Genomic DNA, 18,243 nt, shown 5'->3' on the forward strand with positions numbered 1-18,243 from the left:
CGCATGCCCATCCTCTCCCTCGCCGACGCCGATCTCGCCTACGAGGTGTCCGGCGAGGGGCCGCCACTCCTCCTGCTCCACGGGCTGGGCGCCAATGCTGCGACGTGGCAGCTGCAGGTCGCGGCCTTCGCCCCGCGCTATCGGGTCGTCACGCTCGACCTGCGCGGCACGCCGGCCTCGCGCGATCGACTGCACCCCCAGGGACCGTTCAGCATCCCGCAGTTTGCCGCCGATGCCCGCGCCCTCCTCGACCACCTGGGCGCGCGGCCGGCGCACGTGGTCGGGCTGTCTCTGGGTGGGATGATCGCCTTCCAGATGGCGGTCGACGATCCGTCCTACTTCACGTCGATGACCATCGTGAACAGCGGGCCGGCGGTCGTCCCGCGCACCTTCGTGGAACGCTGGGCCATCGGCGTGCGCCAAGTGATCACCAGGCTCGCCGGACCCGCGACCTTCGCAAAGATCCTCGCCCCCAAGCTCTTCCCCAAGCCAGAGCACGCGGCACTGCGCGAGAGCTTCAAGGCCACGCTGGGCGCCAATGATCCCAAGGCGTACCTCGCGACGCTCAACGCCATCCTCGGCTGGACGGTGCTCGATCGCATCGGTGGGATCGCTCTCCCCACGCTCGTCGTCACGGCAGACCACGACTACACGTCGGTGGCATCGAAGGAGGAGTACCTGCGGTTGATGCCCAACGCGCGCCTGGCCGTGGTCGCGGACTCGCGGCACGCGCTGCCGATGGAAAACCCCGAGCCGTTCAATGCGGTGCTGGCGGCCTTCCTGCGCGAGGTGGAGCAGGGAGGGGCAGCGGCGCGCCCGTAGTCCGACGGCGCGCCGCCTCCCCCTGCCTCTCCGGGCATCACGTCCCGCGGTCCTTGTAGAACCGCTTCACCGCCCGGCCGAACGTCCGTTCGAACCGTCGCTGCTCGTGCACCGAACGCTCGGCGCGGTCCCACTCACGTTGCAGCTGGCGCCACTGGTCGTAGCGGTCGGCGCCGAGTGTCCCGCTCTCGAGCGCCGACAGCACGGCGCACCCCGGCTCCTGGGCGTGCGTGCAATCGCCAAAGCGACAGCCCTCCGCCAGCGTCATGATGTCGGCAAAGAGGTGTTCGCTCCCCGCACTCCCCACCCACATCCCCACCTCGCGCAGCCCTGGCGTGTCGATCACCGTCACGTCGTCAGGCAAGGTGATGAGGGCGCGGTGCGTCGTGGTGTGCTTGCCCCTGCCATCATCGGCGACGACGCCGGTGCGCATCAGCGCGGCGCCGGCCAGCCGGTTGACCAAGGTCGATTTCCCCGCCCCCGACGGGCCGAGGAAGACGAGCGTCGACGAGGGACGCAGCCATGGCCTGAGCGGGGCCACGCCTTCGTCGCTCATCGACGAGATGGCAACGCAGTCGACCCCCGGCAGCTGCGACTGCACCTGCTGCATCGCCTCGGCCAGCGCCGTGCCGTCCACGAGGTCGGCACGACTGAGGACGACTACCGGTGTCGCCCCGCCGTCCCACGCGAGGGCGGCCAGGCGCACGAGGCGCCGCGGGTTCACGTCGTCGGGTAGCGGCGCAAAGAGCAGCGCCACGTCGATGTTGGCAGCGAGGAGCTGCGGCTCGAGGCGCTCGCCGGCCGCCCGTCGCACCAGCGCCGAGTGGCGTGGTTCCACGGCGGCCACGCGCCAGCTGTTGTCGGGGAGTGCTTCGGCCGTGACCCAGTCGCCCACGCCGGGGCGCGCGAGCGGGTCGGGGTCGCGAATGAGTGATGACGAAAGCGTTGCCGGCACGAGCGCACCGGCATGCAGGAGTTGGAGCGACGAACGATGGACCGCGGCTACGCGGGCTCGTATCAAGGTCATGGAAGTCGGCGTCTGGGCGCCACCGCTCGCGCGTCGAGCGCGAGGTGGGCGCGTGTCAGCAGAGGCCGATGGCGCACATGCCACCGGCGGGAGCGCGACAGGGCGCCCCGCGACGTCCGACGGGAGGGCGGTCGCCGACTTCGGCAACCGGGGAGCGCCCACCAACCAGCGTGGGCGCGCGCGATCAGGTCAGGACGCGCGAGGCGCGCGGCCACCGACAGCGTTGGGGGACTGCAACGGCATCACCGACGAAAGGGTTGGGGAGAATGCTAGCATCGTCCGGGTTCGGTGGCCAGCTTTGCGCCGGTTCCTTCCCTTCGGAGGCCGTCGTCCATGCCGTGCTTCACCCGCCTGCGCGTCACCCTCCCCGGCGCACTCGTTCTGCTGGCCCTCGCGTCGCCCGTAGCGGCGCAGTCTGGCGCCTCCAGCACGCCTAACGCCCGCGCCCTGCGGGTCGAGGACTTCTATCGCATCAAGTCGGTGGGCGCTCCCGCGCTCTCGCCCGACGGGCGTTGGGTGGCCTTCGCCCTCACCGCACGCCTCGAGGCGACCAACGCCGAGCCGAGCGAAGTCTGGCTCGTGCCGGCAGCTGCAAGCGCGCCGGCGCGGCGCGTCTCGCCCGAGGGGAGCCACGCGACCGCGCCCTCCTGGTCGGCCGACGGCCAGCTCCAGTACGTCGCCGACAACAAGGGGTGGCGCCTCGACCCCGCGACCCCCACGCAGGTGACGGAATACGAGCGCCCGCCCTCGCGTCGCAACGGTCCCGGCGGCGGCGAACTCACCCTCCCCGCCCCTAACGGCGCGGTGACGGCCTCCCTGCGCAACGTCCCGCCCCCGCCTCGTGCACGTGCCGCGATGACAGAGTTCGAGGAGCGGCACGAGGCGCGCTTCAAGGGAGTCCAGTTCGACTGGCTCGACTTCCAGCGCGATGGCCAGCCGTTCCCGGTCCCCAACAGCGCCGACCCGGCCGTGAGCCCGCCGCAGGAGATCTTCCTCGCCCGCGACGGCCGCGAGCAGCAACTCACGCGGCTCGGCCTTCGACCGCAGGGGTTGCAGTGGAACCGCGACGCCACGCGCCTGCTCTTCACCGCCGACTCTGCGTATCGCGACGAACGTCGCTATGGCGCCAGCGCCGTGTACACGGTGGCCACCGACGGCGCGGTCCGCCGCCTCACCCCCGACACCGACCATCAGCACACCAGCGCCTCGTTCTCCCCCGACGGCCGCTCGGTTCTGTACGCCAAGCAGCTCTCCACCAATGCCGTCATCGCCCGCAAGCTCGACCACGGCGGCGCGACCGATCTCTACCTCGTCCCGGCAGACGGCGGCGCCGAGCGCAACCTCACCGCTGATTGGGACTACCTGCCGAGCAATGCGATGTGGAGCCCCGACGGGCGCTACGTCTACTTCATGGGCGGCGTCGGGGGCGGGAACCACCTCTTCCGCGTTGCGGCTGCCGGCGGCGCCGTCGAGCAGGTGACCAGGGGCGAGCGCCGCATCAACAGCCTCACCGTCGATAAGGGCTTCCGCACCATCGCCTACACCGTGGGGCTCATCGAGACCCCCGCCGACGTGTACGTGGCCAACATCGATGGCAGCAACGAGCGCCGCCTGACGAGCGTCAACGAGGAGGCCCTACGCGACCTCGCGCTCAGCCGCGCCGAGCGACTGCAGTTCGCCAGCGCCGACGGCACGCCGGTGGAAGGGTGGCTGATGTATCCGTACGGCTACCGGGCCAACGCGGGGCCGTATCCTCTCGTCGTCAGCAACCACGGCGGTCCGCACTCGGCCGACGGCTACGCCTTCGACTTCAAGAGCCAGTACCTCGCTGCCAACGGCTACTTCGTCCTCAAGGTCAACTTCCGCTCCAGCACCGGCTACGGCGAGAAGTTCCTGTGGGGAACGTGGGGCGGGTGGGGAAACCGCGATGGCGAGGACGTGATGGCCGGCATCGACTACGCCATCGCCCGCTACCCGATCGACAAGTCGAAGGTCGCGACCATGGGGCACTCGTACGGCGGCTTCATGACCAACTGGCTCATCACGCAGTATCCCGATCGCTTTGCCGCGGCCATTCCCGGCGCGGGGATCGTGAACTGGGTGAGCGACTATGGCACCGCCGACATCGCCCGCACCAAGGAGACGGAGTTCTACGGCACGCCGTGGGACCCCAAGGCGCGCGAGATCATGATCCGCCAGTCGCCGCTCACCTACGCCGACAAGGTCAAGGCGCCGACGCTGTTCATCCACGGCGAGGTCGACCAGCGCGTCCCGTACTCCGAGGCCGAGCAGATGTACGTGGCACTCAAGAAGAACGGCGTCCCCACGAAGATGATCCAGTACGAGGGGATGCCGCACTCCATCAGCGGCTCGTGGAACCAGGTGCACCGCATGCTCAACGAACGGCGCTGGCTCGACCAGTGGCTCAAGAAGTCGCCCGGGGTGAGCTGAGCAGCCGAGCGCGTTCCCCTAACGAACACCCCGCCATGGCCGGAAGACGAGTCGGCCAGGGCGGGGCGGCGAAGGAGCCTAACGACCCCGGGGAGCGTCCCACCGCGTCCCGGGGTCGCGTTCGTTCAATGAATCAGAAGCTCGAGCGCACGGAGAGCACGACGTGACGCCCCGCCTCGGGGCGGACGAAGGCGCTGTTGGCCGCCTCGGCGTAAAGTGCGTTGCCGAGGTTGTTGATCCCCAGCCCCACTTCCTGCGGGCGCCCGGCGATGGTCGCCAGCCGCACGCCGCCGCGCACGTTCACGATGGTGAAGGCGGGGAGCACGCTCCCGATCGGGCTCGTCCCCAGGTTGATGTCCTGCTGCTCGCCCTGGCGACGCACCGCCCCTTCTGCCCAGAAGCGCCCGCCGCGCGGCCGGTAGCCCAGCGCGGCGTTGAGCTTGGAGCTGTAGGTCCCGGCCACCGGGATGTCCGGGCGGTCGGGGTTCTTGGTCTCTAGCTTCGTGTAGTTGGTGTTGAGGTCGAATCCGCGCCCCAGGTCCACGCGCAGCGTGGCTTCATGCCCGCTGGTGCGCAGCCGCTCCACGTTGATGTTCTGGAACTCGGCCAGCCGCCCGATCGTGCGCCCGGTGGGGCGCGTCAGGATGCCATCCTTGAGGTTGTTGCGGAAGTAGAACCACTCCGCCTCGACGCGCGCGACGCTCACACGCAGGCCAACGTCCACGTTGGTCGACGTCTCGGCGTCGAGCCCGGGGTTGGCCACCTGGATCGCCGTCCCATCGGTCGACGGTCCCGAGAAGTAGCGCTCGATCAGGTTCGGCGCGCGGAAGCCGCGCCCGTACGTCGCCACCGCGCTCACATGATCGGTGAGGCGGTAGATGCCGTTCACGGCGTAGACCGTGGTGCGGTTGTTCGCCTTGAGCCCGGCGACGCTGTCGGGGAGCCCCGCCGTCTGCCGCGTCTCGGCGTGCACGTCGTGATAGCGCACCCCGGTGATCACCGAGAAGCGCTCGTGCAGGCGCCAGTCGCCCTGCAGGAAGAGGCCGACGTTGCGCATGTCGGCGTCGGGGAGCGAGGGGCGCGTGCTGGAGCTGATGATCGGGTTGGGGCCAAAGCCCGTCGTGCGCGAGTAGGCCGAATCGTTGGCGACGGCATCGTCGCGCACGGCGTCCAGCCCGTAGGTGAAGACGACGCGGCTCAGCACCTTCGCCGCCTCCAGTCGCAGCCCCGAGCTCCCGACGTCGGTCGTGTTGTAGCTGCGGCTGTTGATGACCGCGGTGCGCCCCGGCCCGGTGGGGACGTAGACGTCGACGAACGAGTCGAAGTCGCGCTTGTTCCCCTGCGTGTAGAGGGAGAGGTCCACGCGGTCGGCGAACGGGAGGCCTAACGACGAGAGGTTGATCCCGGCCGACGTCTTCTGCACCGCCTGCCACGGATAGGTGAGCTTGATGCGCGTGGAGGTGTCGCCCAGGATGCGGGGCTCCACGAAGCCGAAGCCGGCGTCGCGCGCGACGTAGCGATCGTGCCGGATCCAGGCGTTGCTGCGCCCCTGCCCGCGCCACGAGGCGTACAGGTTGAGCGAGCGGTCGCGCACGCCGGAGTCGTCGAGCTTGATGCCGTCGGGGAGCGTGAGGTCGCCAAAGCTCCCGCCGGGGACTTCGTAGTTGCCGGCGTTGCGCAGCGAGCCGCTCCCGGTAAAGGCGAAGGCGCCGCGCGTGACGGTGAGCGATCCGTCGCCACGCTGCTGCTCACCAGCCCCGGAGTAGCGATAGCCAAGGTTGCCGCGCACGCGCGTCGTGCCGTCGGCGCGGGGCGTGCGGGTGATGAGGTTGATCACCCCGCCGATGGCGTCGGAGCCGTAGAGCACCGACGACGGGCCGCGTACCACCTCGACCCGCTCGATCTGGTCGACGTCGACCAGGGCGGGGAGCTCGCCAAAGTCCTGTTGCCGGCGGTTGTTGTTGAGGCGCAGCCCGTCCTGCAGGAGGAGGATGCGCTGTCCGCGCTGGCCGCGGATGGAGGGGCGCCCCTGGTTGGGCCCCGTCCCCACGACGTCGACCCCCGGGGCCTCGCGCAGGAGGTCGGCGGCGCTGTTGGGCGACTTCTCGCGAATGCTCGCGGAGTCGTACACCGTCACCGGCGCCGGCACCTGGCGCACGTCGGTCGGCGCGCGGGTCGCGGTCACGGTGACCGTGCGCAGCGTGCGCGTGGAATCGGCTTTCCGCTCTTGTGCGAGCGCAGGGGAGCTCACGGCGGGCGCCAGAACCAGCGCCACGGCCAGCAGTCGGATAGAGGGGGTGTTAGGCATGGTCCAAGCTTGTGCTGCACACAACAACCGTTGCAGTGTGGCTTGTACGTAGTGGATTTGTCGGGCGTTCCCTTACGTGACGACGATCGGTGCGCGGCGGCGCCTGTGATTCAGCGCACGGCCTTCGCTCCGCCTGGGCGACAGGCTGGAGCATTCGCCAGCTGAAGCGAACCGTCCTTCACCCGCGCGCCATGGCCACCAACGTCGAGATCAAGCGCTACGCGTACCACTTCTGGTCGTCGCGAAACGGCGTCGACAAGGACCACTCCGTCGCCACCATCACCCTGTTCGACGACACGGAGACGATCGGGATCATCCAGTTCTACGGCGAACTCGATCCGCTGCCGCCGCCGGAAGTCGCGTCGGATTTCGGGGTGCGGATGTTCTTTCACGTGCGCGAGCTGCCGGCGGTGCTCGACATGCTGCGCAACGAGAAGCCGGTACGGCTCCAGACCTTCGATGATCCGCAGTTCGTGCGGCTGCGTACGGCGCTGGAGCCGGTGGGGGAGGGGGAGCCGGGGCCGTAGGCGCGTGCCCGGGGCGGGGGAGGTCACCGCCTTCCGCCCCCGCCCTCACCCAATCGTCACATCCACGCTCATCGTCGGGTCCCCCGGGCGCCCCTTCACCGTGATCGTCACCCCCGACCACTTCCCCCCGGGGAGGTTGAGCGCCGGGCGCGTCGCCTTGCCGATCGCGCGGCGTGCACCAAACGGAAACAGGTCGCCGCTGTCGCCCGAGTTCCCCACGTCGAACAGCCCGGCAAGATCACGTTTGCCGTCGGCCTGAATCAGTTCGATCGCCAGGTTCTCCTCGTCGTTGACGTCGTCGACCGTCTCGTCCACGACATAGACGGCAATCCCCTCGTCAGGCAGGAAGGCGTCCTGCTTCTGGCGCCGGCGATACTCGACGACGATGTACTGCCGGGCCGACATCGTCTTCCGGTTGACGATCACCAGCGACTGCCCACCCTCGGCGGCGGGCTTCAGTTGCAACCCGGCGGTGGTCTTCGTGACCATGGTCGGCGTGATCCACTTGTGGAACTGCCGCAGCATCGCGTTAGGCAGGCTCGGCGTCACGCCGCCGTTGCCCCACGAGCCGCTCGCCATCAGGCAGAAGTCACCCAGCCCGTTCGACGTGGTCTCCTCGTCCTCGCCGGTGTCGTAGAAGTCGGCCCAGCGCGCGGCGAGGTGCCCCCACTCGTGCGCACAGACGCCGACCCCGCAATCTTCAGGCACGGTGAGGTAGGTCTTCACCCTGAGCCCCGGCGCCACCACCGGGCTCCCGGGAATCGTCCATTTGTGGCTCCAGATGTCCCCCTTCTCCCCCGTCTCCTCGGCACCGCGCCCGGCGTGTATGACGAAGAGCGCCGTCACGACCTTCTCCTTGAGCGCGTCGAATGGCGTGAAGTCGACCCCCGCCGCGAGCGCGGCCTTGATGGCGTCGGCGGCGAGTCCGGGCGCGTTGCGCGGAAAGGAGTCTTCCATCCCCGACGCCTCGTTGGCGTAGAACGACAAGGGCTGCGGCATGCGGAACCAGCCATGGACCTCGCCCTGCACGTCGATGCCACTCCCCTTCGCTCCCGGCTTGAAGTTGCTGATGCCGCGGAAGTACTCGCGCATCGACCCCGTGGCGAAGTCGCGATTGAGGGAGAAGAGCATGCGCTTGTAGTAGCCCGGCGTCTTCTCGATGGCATGCGCCTGGTCGGGGAAGTCGACGAGCAGCACGAGCGTCTTCACCACCCCCTTGAGCTGCACCTTGGGGCGATGCAGCGCCTGCGCCCCCCCGGCGGGGCCGTGATCGAGGCTGCCGTCGTCGAGCCCGATGAAGTTCTCGCCACGGCGCGCCGAGACCCACACGTCGAAGAACTGCTTGAAGGTCGTCCCCTTGGGGATGCGCCGTTCCTCGAGCAAGGCACGGTAGCGCTGCAGGAGGTCGTGCATGAGCCGCGGCGAGGGCGGGACGAAGCAGCGCGCCTTGTGACAGGTGAGGTGACGCGACGGACGGAAGAGGCGAAGCATGGAGCCCTCGGGGTTCTCGTTAGGTCCCGCTGTGGCGGCCGTTCGATCGATATCAGCCCGTGATGACGGCGGTCCTCCGCGTGGTCGCGGCGGCCCGTGCGTGCCGCATCACCTCGCCAGCGCACCGACGATGCATCGGGCGTCAGGCCGCGGCAAGCCGACGCGAGCGGACTCGGCAAGGCCCCGGCGGGCGACGGCGCGCAGCGCCGCGTCACGTGGCGCCGACGTGCAGCGCCGCGTCACGTGGCGCCGACGAGTTCGGCACCGTACTCTTTCGTTCCCCCTATCGCCGAGGAACGCCCACATGACGTCTCCCCGCCTCGCCGTGTGGATGGCCGTCGCCTGCCTCCCCGGCGCGAGTGGCGTCATCTCGGCGCACCCTGCGGCCCTGCACGGCACCCGTGATACGCGCGTCGCGCACGAGGTGCGCTCGCGACAAGGCTCGGCGAGCGCCATCCGCGGGCGTCGCCGTCTCCGACCAGGACTCGGTCGTCGTCACCGGCGCCGACGGCGCCTACCGCCTGACGAGTGCCCTGCGCACCGGAATCGTCTTTGCCAGCATCCCCGACGGCTACCGCAACACGGGGGCGTTCTGGGCAACGGTGGTCGATGGCGCGACGACGGTCGACTTCGCGCTACAGCGTGCGCCGGCCCATGGTGGTCGCCTGACCTTCGTCCACGCCTCCGACACCCACATCGCCCCGGCGTCGGTGGGGCGCATGCAGCGCCTGCGCGCCCTCGTCGACTCGCTGCGCCCCGACTTCGTCCTCATCACCGGCGACCTGGTGCGCGATGCGCTTCGGGTGGGGGAGGTCGAAGCGCGCGGTTACTACGACCTCTTTCAGGAGCAGGTCGCGCCCGTGCCGGTTCCGCTCTACACCGTCCCGGGCAATCACGAGATCTTCGGCATCGAGCGCGACCGCTCCGGCGTCGCCGCCGATCACCCGCTCTACGGCCGCAGCATGTACCGCCACTATCGCGGCCCCGACTACTACTCGTTCAATGCCGGGGGCGTCCATTTCGTCGCCCTCAACACGGTCGACATCGACGACACGCGCTACTATGGCCACGTCGACTCGTTGCAGCTGGCATGGCTCGAGCGCGACCTCGCCGTCGTCCCGGCCGGCACCCCCGTGGTGACCTTCAACCACATCCCGTTCTTCACCGCCGTCGAGACGATCAACGGCTACAACGACGCCCCGCCCGCTCCCAGCGTGATCACGGTCAACGGGAAGGCCGCCTTCCGACACACCGTCTCCAACGCGCGCGACGTCATCGCGCGCGTCGCCCCGCATCCGTATCCGCTCGCCCTCGCCGGTCACATGCGTCCGCGAACTCCTGCGCTACCCCGGCATCGCCACGCGCTTCGATCAGGGCGGCGATCGTTGGAGCCAGCGGTGGTCCATTGATGAACTTCCCCTCCGGTATCACCCTGTACTCCATCTCTCGCTCGATCGTCGGCGAGGGACGCTTCATCCCCCTCGGTATCGACGCCACCGCGTCCTCGCGCTAACCTCGCATCGGCGCTCCGCACCGCGCCCGGCCAGGCCGCGCGCTCCCGTCTCCCGTCTCCCGTCTCCCGTCTCCCGTCTTCCAATGCCCACTCCTCGTCGTCGTTTCCTCGGCCTGCTCGGCGGCGCCTCGATCCTCGGCGTGACCGGCGCCCCGTCCCTCCTGCACGCCGCCGCGCCGCGCCTCGTGGAGCCGGCACCCCGTCACGATCGACCAGACGAGCACCCGCTGCCGATCACCGAAACGTGGGACATGAGCTGGACCGATCGCGTGAACGGGAAGTACCGCGCCGTCTTCGATCGCCCGAGATCGCCGACGGCGCCGCCTCGTGCGTGCGATCGCTTGGTGCGACATGTACAAGGAGGTCTACGGCACCGAGCGGGCCGAAATGTCTCCCGTCGTCGTCTTCCGCCACTCGGCCATCGACCTGATCATGAAGGACGAGTACTGGGCGCGCTACGAAGTGGGGAAGGACAACAAGCTGCGCACGAATGAGGGGAAGAAGTGGCGCCTCACCAACCCGGTAAGCGGCGCGTCGGCTGGGAGCGACGAACGGGCGAAGAAGTACACGTGGAAACGTTTCTCACGAGCGGAGGAACGGTCCTCGCCTGCGGCTGGGCCTTCCGCTTCGTGGCGTCGCGCATCGCGAAGAAGGACAGGATCGAGAACGCCGAGGCACGCAAGCGCGCGACCGAGCTGATGATCCCCGGAATCATCATCCAACCGAACGGCATTTTCGCCTGCCTTCGCGCGCAGGAAGCCGGCTGCCACTACATCATGGCCAGCTAGGCAATCGGGCGGGCTCTTCCTCTTGCACACCGGAGTGCATACGAAATATTGCGGGACCTCCCCTCCCACCGTATTTCGCCGTCCCCCCCGCGGATGCAGGAGCGTCATTACATGTCCGGAGCCCTTGCTCGACTGGCCCCCGCCGGTGCACGAGTCGTCCTCGCCCTGGCAGTGGGCGTCCTGGTCCTGACGCCGGAAGTCGGCGCGCAGCAGCAGGGTGGAGCGCGCACGAACGGCACTCGCCGCCCCGCCCCCACCACGCGCGCCGAGTCGCTGTACGTCAGCGCCGATCCCGCCGATCACTCGACGCGCGATTGGGCTGAAGACATCAAGAACCGCGAAGCGATCGACAGTACCTACGCCGCCCGCAGCGCGGGGGTGATGGACTTCAAGAAGATCACCTATCGCTCGCCGGTGGGTGACATGGACATCCCGGCCTTCCTCTTCCAGCCGCTCAACAAGCGCGGGCAAGGGCACGCCGCCATGATCTGGGTGCATGGCGGCGTGCACCTCGTGGGGGGCGACGATGCTTCCGTTCGTGAAGGAGGCGGTCGAGCGCGGCTATGTCGTCATCGCCCCGGACTATCGCGGAAGCACTGGCTACGGCGAGGCGCACTACCGCGCGATCGACTACGGGGCCAAGGAAGTCGACGACGTCTACGGCGCCTACGACTATCTCAAGACGCTGCCGCACGTCGATGCCGAGCGGGTGGGCGTCATGGGATGGAGCCACGGAGGCTTCATCACCGCGCACCTCCTGTTCCGCGGCGACACGCCGCTCAAGGCCGGCGCCGCGATCGTCCCGGTGACCAATCTCGTCTTCCGTTTGGTTAAGGCCGCGCTACCAGCGCGACTTCTCCACGCAGCCTGGGCTGCGCGGGCTCCCGCACGAGAAGCAGGACGAGTACATCAAGCGCTCGCCGCTCTATTCGGTCGAGAAGCTGCAGCGTCCCATCCTCGTGCACGTGGCCACCAACGACGAGGACGTGAACTACGTCGAGGACCAGCAGATCGTCTGGAAGCTGCGCGCCCTCAAGCCCGACCGAAACGAAGGTCTACGTCGACCCCGCCCCTGGGGGCTGCGGTGGCCACGCCTTCAGCCGACGCGTCGACTCCAAGACGCTGGAGCGCGTCGATTCGCCCGAGCAGATCGACGCGTGGACCCGCACCTGGACCTTCTTCGAGTGGAACCTGCGTCCCTATCTCGACCTCTCGAAGCCGCAGCCGCCGCTCCGCACGCGGTAGGAGGCGAACGCGCGCGGCCCGACGGGGCGCCGCGCGCCGCCACACCTGCACCTGACGGTCGATCGCGACCCGTCCCACGTGACTTGCCCTGATTGCCGCTGCTTCGAAATCGTGTACCGCTGCCCCCCGACGTCCCGTTCGACCCTCCCTCCCCCCACCTGACGCACCAGGAGGAGCTTCATGTCCAGAGATGTGCTTCGATCACTCGCACGGTCGTTGTTGTCGACCGGGCTCGCGCTCGCCATCGCCTCGCCACTGGCCGCGCAGGCCACCGGCTCGGTGCGCGGGCGCGTCATCGTGGAGGGGGCCAATCGCCCGCTCCCCCAGGCCCAGGTGGGTGTGGTGGGGACGGCGATCGGTGCCCAGACCAACGAGAACGGCGAGTACCGACTCAGCAATGTGCCCGCCGGCCCGCGCACGATTCGTGTCGTGCGCCTCGGCTTTGCCCCCGCCTCGGCCCAGGTGAACGTCGCCGCCGGCGAGACGGCGACGCTCGACTTCGTCATCCGTGAGGCGCCGGTGGCGCTGGAGCAGGTGGTGGTCACCGCGACGGGTGACGTGCGCCGCAAGGAGATCACCAACTCCATGGCGACGATCTCCGCCGAGCAGATCCAGAACGCCCCGGTGGCCAACGCGCAGCAGCTGCTCTCGGCGCAGACGCCGGGGGTGACCGTGCTGGCTAACTCCGGACAGCCGGGGGCCGGCGGCCAGATCCGCCTGCGCGGCAACAACTCCATCTCGCAGGACAACAACCCGATCATCTACGTCGACGGCGTCCGCATCTACAGCGGCGTCTCCCCGACGGTGACCAACGCGCGCCAGACCATCAACCCGTTCAACGACATCCGCTCCGAAGACATCGAGCGCGTGGAAGTGGTGAAGGGCGCGGCGGCGACGACGCTGTACGGGACGGAGGCGTCGGGCGGGGTGATCCAGATCTTCACCAAGCGGGGGCGTGCCGGCAAGCCGCAGTGGTCGCTCGACCTCACCGGCGGGACCAACGACCTGGACTACCTCAAGGTCGATGGCGACCCCACGGCGGTCTACCTCAAGGATTGCCAGGGGCCGGAGTTGTTCGGCCTCGACATCGTGCCGACGAGCGCGACGTTCGGGCAGGACGTGAAGTTCGAGGACGCCACCTGCCCGTCGCGCGGCAAGTGGATTCGCACCGGGGCGGTGCAGAAGGCGGCGATGTCGGTGGCGGGTGGCAGCGACATCGCGCAGTACTTCCTGGCCGGCAACCTCTCCAATGAAGAAGGGGCGCTCGAGTCCAACGAGTACACCACGGGGGGCTTCCGCGGCAACTTCGCCTTCCGTCCGTTCCAGAAGCTCGAGCTGTCGCTCAACTCGTCGTACCAGCGGGGCGACCAGGACTGGATTGCCGACGGCAACCTGGCCAACGGCTTCCTGCTCAACGTGGCGCGTGGCACCGCGGGCAACTATCGGGGCGCCGGATGCGTGCAGACGGGGATCATCTGCATGAACAACAACGCGGCGCTCACCATCGGCACCAAGACGAAGACGGATCACTACATCTCCGGCTTCACCATGAACTACTCGCCGATCGAGGCGTGGACCAACCGCCTGTCCGTCGGCTTCGACTACAACAACGTCGAGAATCGCTCGATCATCCCGTTCGGCCACCTGCGCAACGCGGTGGGGCAGCTCACGCAGGCCAACTGGGTGCGGCAGTTCCTCTCGGTCGACTATGCGTCGACGTACAAGAAGGACTTCCGTGGCACCTTCACCACCTCGACGTCGGTGGGCGGGCAGCTCTTCCAGGACAACCTGAGCAGCACGGCGGTGACGGCCGACGAGTTCTCCGGCCCGGGTGACCCGGTGATCACGAGCGCCGCGCGCCGCACGGTCGGCACCGATACGCGCCGCCGCGTGGTGAACGCGGGGCTCTTTTTCCAGGAGCAGATCGGCTGGAACGACCGCGCCTTCCTCACGTTAGGCATGCGCGTCGACGGCAACAGCGCCTTCGGCAAGGACTTCGGCCCGCAGTGGTATCCCAAGGTCGGCTTTGCGTACGCCCTCTCCGACCATGAGTGGTGGCCGAAGAACACGATCGAGACGTTCAAGCTGCGCACCGCCATCGGCGAGTCGGGCAAGGCGCCGGGGCCTTCGACGCCGTGCGCACCTGGGATCCGATCGCGGGCGACGAAGCCAAGCCGGGCTTTTCGCCTAACCAGCTGGGCAACCCGAACCTGGGCCCCGAGCGCACGCGCGAAGCCGAATTCGGGCTCGAGGCCAGCGCCTTTGCCGGTCGCTTCTCGGTCGACATGACGTACTTCAACACCACCACGTCCGACGCGCTCATCCAGGTGCGGTATCCGCCCAGCCAGGGTTTCCTTAACCGGCAGCTCGAGAACATCGGCGAGGTCCAGAACTCCGGGCTCGAGGTCAAGTTCGACGCCGGGCCTCGTGCGGCGCTCCAACTTCGACTGGCGTGGGCGCGTGAACTTCACGCACCTCAAGAGCGAAGCCACCGACCTCGGCGACGAGGCCGCTCATCGCGGTGGGCGGGAGCTTCACCGAGGTGCGCGTGGGCTACCCGGTCACCTCGCTCTTCGCCCGCAAGATCCTCAACGCGGACAAGTTCGAGGCGCCGGTACGCTCCGACACCAACATGTACATCGGTCCCACGTGGCCCACCAACATCATGGGCTTCGGCACCACGCTCACCCTGTTCGACAAGCTCACCATCGACGGACTGGGTGAGTTCCAGAAGGGGGGCTACAACATCAACTACGTCGGTTACCAGAACGCCATTCGTGGCAACTGGCGTCCGTGCTACGCCAACCAGCGCGCCATCATCGCCGCGGCCAAGGGCGATGCCAGCGCCTTGAACGGCATCAACGCCCTCGACCGCACGCGCTGCGGCTACAACACGACGCAGAACCTCGGCGACGTCTGGATCCAGAAGCTCGACTTCTTCCGCCTGCGCTACGTGACGCTGTCGTATCGCGTGCCGGCCAAGTGGATTCCCGGGTCGCGCGGCGGCACGCTCAGCCTCGCCGGGCGCAACCTCTTCCTCAGCACCGACTACAACGGCCTCGACCCGGAGTCGTCGGACCAGGCCGACAGCCAGGTGGGACGGCGTGAGTACTACACGCTCCCGCAGCTGCGCTCGTTCTCGCTCTCCTTCCGGACCAACTGGTAACCCCAACCGAGGATCACACACGATGCAGTGGAATCGAATCGTGCGACGCGCCTCGGCGACTGTCGCAATCACCACCCTGGCGACCACCGCCGGCTGCAACTTCTTCGACGTCTCCAACCCCGGCCCCATCGCCGACGACAACCTGAATGTCCCGACGGCCATGACCGGGCTCGTGACGGGGATGGCCTTCGACCTCTCGCGTGCGTATGACGTCGTCACGCAGGGGGCGGCGATCATGTCCGACGACCTGTACCACTCCGGGAGCTACGGCCCGGGTGAAGGGCTCTGGAACCGCGGCATCATCCGCCCCGAGGACATCAACGGGCACTGGGGCGGGATGCACCGCTCCCGCTGGGTGGCGGAGCAGGGGATCGTGCGCATGAAGGAGGTGCTGGGGACGGGGTACGACACTTCCCCGCTCGCCGCGCGCGCCAACATCTACGCCGGGCTCTCCAATCGCTTGTTAGGCGAACTGACGTGCAACTCGGTCATCGACGGCGGACCGTCGGGTGACCACAAGGTGCACTTCCAGCGCGCCGAGGCGCAGTTCACCGAGGCCATCCGCATTGCCAACTCGCTCACCGGCGCCATCAAGGACTCGCTCCTGCGCGTGGCCTCGGGCGGTCGCGCCTCGGTGCGCGCCTGGCAGAACAACTGGACGGCAGCGGTGACCGATGCCTCGGTCGTCCCCACGGCCTACGTCTTCGTGGCGCCGTTCTCCACCAATACCACGGCCGAGAACAACGATCTGGCGTTCGAGACGATCACGCGTTCGGAGTTCACCGTCTTCAACACGCAGTGGGCCACGGTGCGTGACCCGCGCGTGCCGTGGGACACGGTGCGTACGACCAGCGGCGCGCTGGCGGTGGGTCAGGATGGGCGCACGACCTTCTTCCGCCAGCGCAAGTACGCCACACTGGCCGCCGACATCCCGATCGTGAAGGGGACCGAGATGCTGCTGCTGCGTGCCGAAGCGGCGTTGCGCAACAACGACGTGGCCGGGGCGGTGACGCTCATCAACCAGGTACGCGCCTTCCACAACACCACGTCGGCGCCGCTGCCGGCGCTCACCGGGATCACGACGGCGGCCCAGGCGTGGCCGGTGCTGCAGAAGGAGCGTGGCGCGACGTTGTGGCTCGAGGGGCGCCGCCTGTGGGACCTGCGCCGGTGGAACGCCGAGACGGGGCCGGCCAAGAACAGCTACCTCGACACGCGCGACAAGTGCATCCCGATCTCGCTCAACGAGACGCAGTCCAACCCCAACCTGCGCGGCACCTGATCGCGCGCAGGGAGGGCCACGCGCCGGACGATCGGCGCGTGGCCGCCCGGCCCGATCGTGACGTGCATGCCGGACATTGACGTGACGGTGATGGACCAGGAGCGTGGCGGAGATGACCACCGGGACGGCGCGGCCACAGGGCGCCGTCCACGGTCGCGTTCGCTCCGCACGGGGGGGGCACTGCTGGCCGCGTTGCACCTGCTCACGGCGTGCTACACGTACGTCCCGCCCACGACGACGCTCGCGCCCGGTGTGGCGATTGCACTCGACCTGACCGATGAGGGGCGCAGAACGCACACCGCCGCGTTAGGCCCCGGCATCCTGCGCGTGACGGGGATGCTCAAGGGCATGGAGGGCGACCGCTACGTGCTCGACGTCGCCTCGGTCACCCCCATCCGGGGGCAGGAGCTCCCGGTGAGTGGGGTGCGGGTGACGCTGGGGACGCGTGACGTGACGGACGTGCGAGTGCGCACGCTCTCGAAGAAGCGCACCGCATGGGTGGTGGGAAGCGCCCTCGCGGTGGTGGTCACCTTCATCGTGACCAAGGGATTCAGGGCGGGATCGACGCCCCCCGCCGACCCCGGTGGAGGCGGAGGGGCGGACCAGTACCGCGGGTCGGGGGGCGAATGATGCGTCGAGGGGCGACGCTCGCGAGGCAGGCGGTGCTGGCGATGCTCGCGGGGCTCACGGCGTGCGGCGGTGGGGATTCGCCGGAGAGCACCGGTCCCTCGGCCCAAGCCAGATTGCAACTGACGGTGACCGGGCTGGTCGCGCTCGATCCGGTGTCACAGGGGCGCTATGAGGCGTGGAGCCTCGACGCGGCCGGCGGCGCCACCCCCCTCGGCACGCTCGCCGTGAGCGGGACGAGCGGGACGCTCGACGTCGCCCTGCCGACGAACGAACCGGCGTCGATCGTGGTGACCGTGCAGACGCTCAAGGACCCGGCGGGATCGCCCTCCGCACATCGCCTGATGAAGGGCGAGTGGAAGGGGGGGCGCGCGACGCTGTCGGTGGAGAACGCGCTGACGCTGGGCAACCTCCCGCTCAAGCAGGTCCCGGGGCAGTTCACCATGTTCAGCCCCAGCGACAACTTCATGAATGGCTATCCGTCGTTTGAGGAGTGTGGCGTGTGGCTGTTCAACATGGCCCCCCGGCAGACGCCGCAGAACGACCAGTGGGTGCGCCTGTCGCCGCTCACGCCGGGATGGATCTACGAAGGGTGGATGGTGCGCGACCATGGAAAGCCCGACGCCATCTGGCTTTCGTATGGCAAGTTCGTCCCTGACGCGTCGGGGGCGATCACGACACGCGACGACACCGGGTGGGGCCCCTTCTCCGGGGTCGAGGACTTCCAGACGGCGGGGGAGGAGGAGTTTCCCGGCGACGACTGGTTCTCCAACCCGTTAGGCTTCCCGTTCCCTTCCGTCCTGCGCCTCCCGCTCGACCTGCGCGAGAAGGACGCCACGGGCGGCTCGCGCTGGACCCACGTGATCACGGTCGAACCCATCGCCGACCAGGGCGAGCCGATCGGGAGCGAGCGCGCCCTTCGCGATCCGGCCGTACCGCGACGACTTTGGTGATACGGCCCCGGCACGCCGCGGACGATCACCTTCCGACCCGAGGGCG

The 18,243-nt window shown here is 68.7% G+C and carries 14 protein-coding genes; 11 read left to right on the plus strand and 3 right to left on the minus strand.

Annotation, left to right across the window (positions count from 1 at the left end):
- Nucleotides 1–3 precede the first annotated feature (3 nt).
- Nucleotides 4–822 (plus strand): alpha/beta fold hydrolase, encoded by an 819-nt coding sequence (locus IPN47_20085; protein ID MBK9410300.1) that lies wholly within the window; start codon nt 4–6, stop codon nt 820–822.
- A gap of 37 nt (nt 823–859) precedes the next feature.
- Here the strand turns inward: IPN47_20085 and rsgA are convergent, their stop codons facing one another.
- Complete coding sequence (rsgA, locus tag IPN47_20090; GenBank protein ID MBK9410301.1) at nt 860–1,849, minus strand: ribosome small subunit-dependent GTPase A; 990 nt, start codon at nt 1,847–1,849, stop codon at nt 860–862.
- A gap of 333 nt (nt 1,850–2,182) precedes the next feature.
- On the opposite strand from rsgA, the gene IPN47_20095 reads away from it, so the two are divergent.
- The gene (locus IPN47_20095) at nt 2,183–4,300 is read left to right on the plus strand and encodes a S9 family peptidase (GenBank protein MBK9410302.1); all 2,118 of its coding nucleotides are present in this window, start codon (nt 2,183–2,185) and stop codon (nt 4,298–4,300) included.
- Between the two features lie 133 nt (nt 4,301–4,433).
- On the opposite strand, the gene IPN47_20100 is transcribed toward IPN47_20095, so the two are convergent.
- Nucleotides 4,434–6,608 (minus strand): TonB-dependent receptor, encoded by a 2,175-nt coding sequence (locus IPN47_20100; GenBank protein MBK9410303.1) that lies wholly within the window; start codon nt 6,606–6,608, stop codon nt 4,434–4,436.
- A 191-nt stretch (nt 6,609–6,799) separates the two neighbouring features.
- Between IPN47_20100 and IPN47_20105 the strand changes: the two genes are divergently transcribed.
- Nucleotides 6,800–7,135: a hypothetical protein gene (locus IPN47_20105; protein ID MBK9410304.1), complete on the plus strand. Its 336-nt coding sequence runs from the start codon at nt 6,800–6,802 to the stop codon at nt 7,133–7,135.
- Between the two features lie 45 nt (nt 7,136–7,180).
- Here IPN47_20105 and IPN47_20110 read toward each other — a convergent pair whose 3' ends face one another.
- Nucleotides 7,181–8,500: a M6 family metalloprotease domain-containing protein gene (locus IPN47_20110; GenBank protein ID MBK9410305.1), complete on the minus strand. Its 1,320-nt coding sequence runs from the start codon at nt 8,498–8,500 to the stop codon at nt 7,181–7,183.
- Between the two features lie 527 nt (nt 8,501–9,027).
- Here IPN47_20110 and IPN47_20115 point away from each other — a divergent pair.
- From IPN47_20115 to IPN47_20150, 8 genes are all read left to right on the plus strand, one after another.
- Nucleotides 9,028–10,035 carry a metallophosphoesterase gene (locus IPN47_20115; protein ID MBK9410306.1) on the plus strand — a complete coding sequence of 336 codons (1,008 nt, stop codon included), beginning with the start codon at nt 9,028–9,030 and terminating at the stop codon, nt 10,033–10,035.
- A 673-nt stretch (nt 10,036–10,708) separates the two neighbouring features.
- Entirely contained in the window at nt 10,709–10,927 is a 219-nt protein-coding gene (locus IPN47_20120) for a hypothetical protein (GenBank protein MBK9410307.1), read from the plus strand.
- Between the two features lie 526 nt (nt 10,928–11,453).
- On the plus strand, nt 11,454–12,227 hold the full coding sequence (locus IPN47_20125; GenBank protein ID MBK9410308.1) for a prolyl oligopeptidase family serine peptidase: 774 nt from the start codon (nt 11,454–11,456) through the stop codon (nt 12,225–12,227).
- A gap of 125 nt (nt 12,228–12,352) precedes the next feature.
- Nucleotides 12,353–14,461, plus strand: a complete 2,109-nt coding sequence (locus IPN47_20130) for a TonB-dependent receptor (protein ID MBK9410309.1) — start codon at nt 12,353–12,355, stop codon at nt 14,459–14,461.
- A gap of 232 nt (nt 14,462–14,693) precedes the next feature.
- Nucleotides 14,694–15,338: a hypothetical protein gene (locus IPN47_20135; protein ID MBK9410310.1), complete on the plus strand. Its 645-nt coding sequence runs from the start codon at nt 14,694–14,696 to the stop codon at nt 15,336–15,338.
- 22 nt (nt 15,339–15,360) lie between these two features.
- Entirely contained in the window at nt 15,361–16,617 is a 1,257-nt protein-coding gene (locus IPN47_20140; protein ID MBK9410311.1) for a RagB/SusD family nutrient uptake outer membrane protein, read from the plus strand.
- 66 nt (nt 16,618–16,683) lie between these two features.
- Nucleotides 16,684–17,247, plus strand: a complete 564-nt coding sequence (locus IPN47_20145; GenBank protein MBK9410312.1) for a hypothetical protein — start codon at nt 16,684–16,686, stop codon at nt 17,245–17,247.
- Nucleotides 17,244–18,197: a hypothetical protein gene (locus tag IPN47_20150; protein MBK9410313.1), complete on the plus strand. Its 954-nt coding sequence runs from the start codon at nt 17,244–17,246 to the stop codon at nt 18,195–18,197. The genes IPN47_20145 and IPN47_20150 overlap by 4 nt, the downstream gene beginning before the upstream one ends.
- Nucleotides 18,198–18,243: the final 46 nt, after the last annotated feature.

It is taken from the genome of Gemmatimonadota bacterium (assembly GCA_016719105.1).
Classification (GTDB): Bacteria; Gemmatimonadota; Gemmatimonadetes; order Gemmatimonadales; family Gemmatimonadaceae; genus SCN-70-22.

What these genes read in the sequence shown, in the direction of transcription:
- rsgA (MBK9410301.1), bottom strand. Translation starts at nt 1,849, where the DNA reads ATGACCTTGATACGAGCCCGCGTAGCCGCGGTCCATCGTTCGTCGCTC.
- IPN47_20095 (MBK9410302.1), top strand. Translation starts at nt 2,183, where the DNA reads ATGCCGTGCTTCACCCGCCTGCGCGTCACCCTCCCCGGCGCACTCGTT.
- IPN47_20125 (MBK9410308.1), top strand. Translation starts at nt 11,454, where the DNA reads ATGCTTCCGTTCGTGAAGGAGGCGGTCGAGCGCGGCTATGTCGTCATC.
- IPN47_20140 (MBK9410311.1), top strand. Translation starts at nt 15,361, where the DNA reads ATGCAGTGGAATCGAATCGTGCGACGCGCCTCGGCGACTGTCGCAATC.
- IPN47_20100 (MBK9410303.1), bottom strand. Translation starts at nt 6,608, where the DNA reads ATGCCTAACACCCCCTCTATCCGACTGCTGGCCGTGGCGCTGGTTCTG.
- IPN47_20130 (MBK9410309.1), top strand. Translation starts at nt 12,353, where the DNA reads ATGTCCAGAGATGTGCTTCGATCACTCGCACGGTCGTTGTTGTCGACC.
- IPN47_20085 (MBK9410300.1), top strand. Translation starts at nt 4, where the DNA reads ATGCCCATCCTCTCCCTCGCCGACGCCGATCTCGCCTACGAGGTGTCC.
- IPN47_20105 (MBK9410304.1), top strand. Translation starts at nt 6,800, where the DNA reads ATGGCCACCAACGTCGAGATCAAGCGCTACGCGTACCACTTCTGGTCG.
- IPN47_20145 (MBK9410312.1), top strand. Translation starts at nt 16,684, where the DNA reads ATGCCGGACATTGACGTGACGGTGATGGACCAGGAGCGTGGCGGAGAT.
- IPN47_20150 (MBK9410313.1), top strand. Translation starts at nt 17,244, where the DNA reads ATGATGCGTCGAGGGGCGACGCTCGCGAGGCAGGCGGTGCTGGCGATG.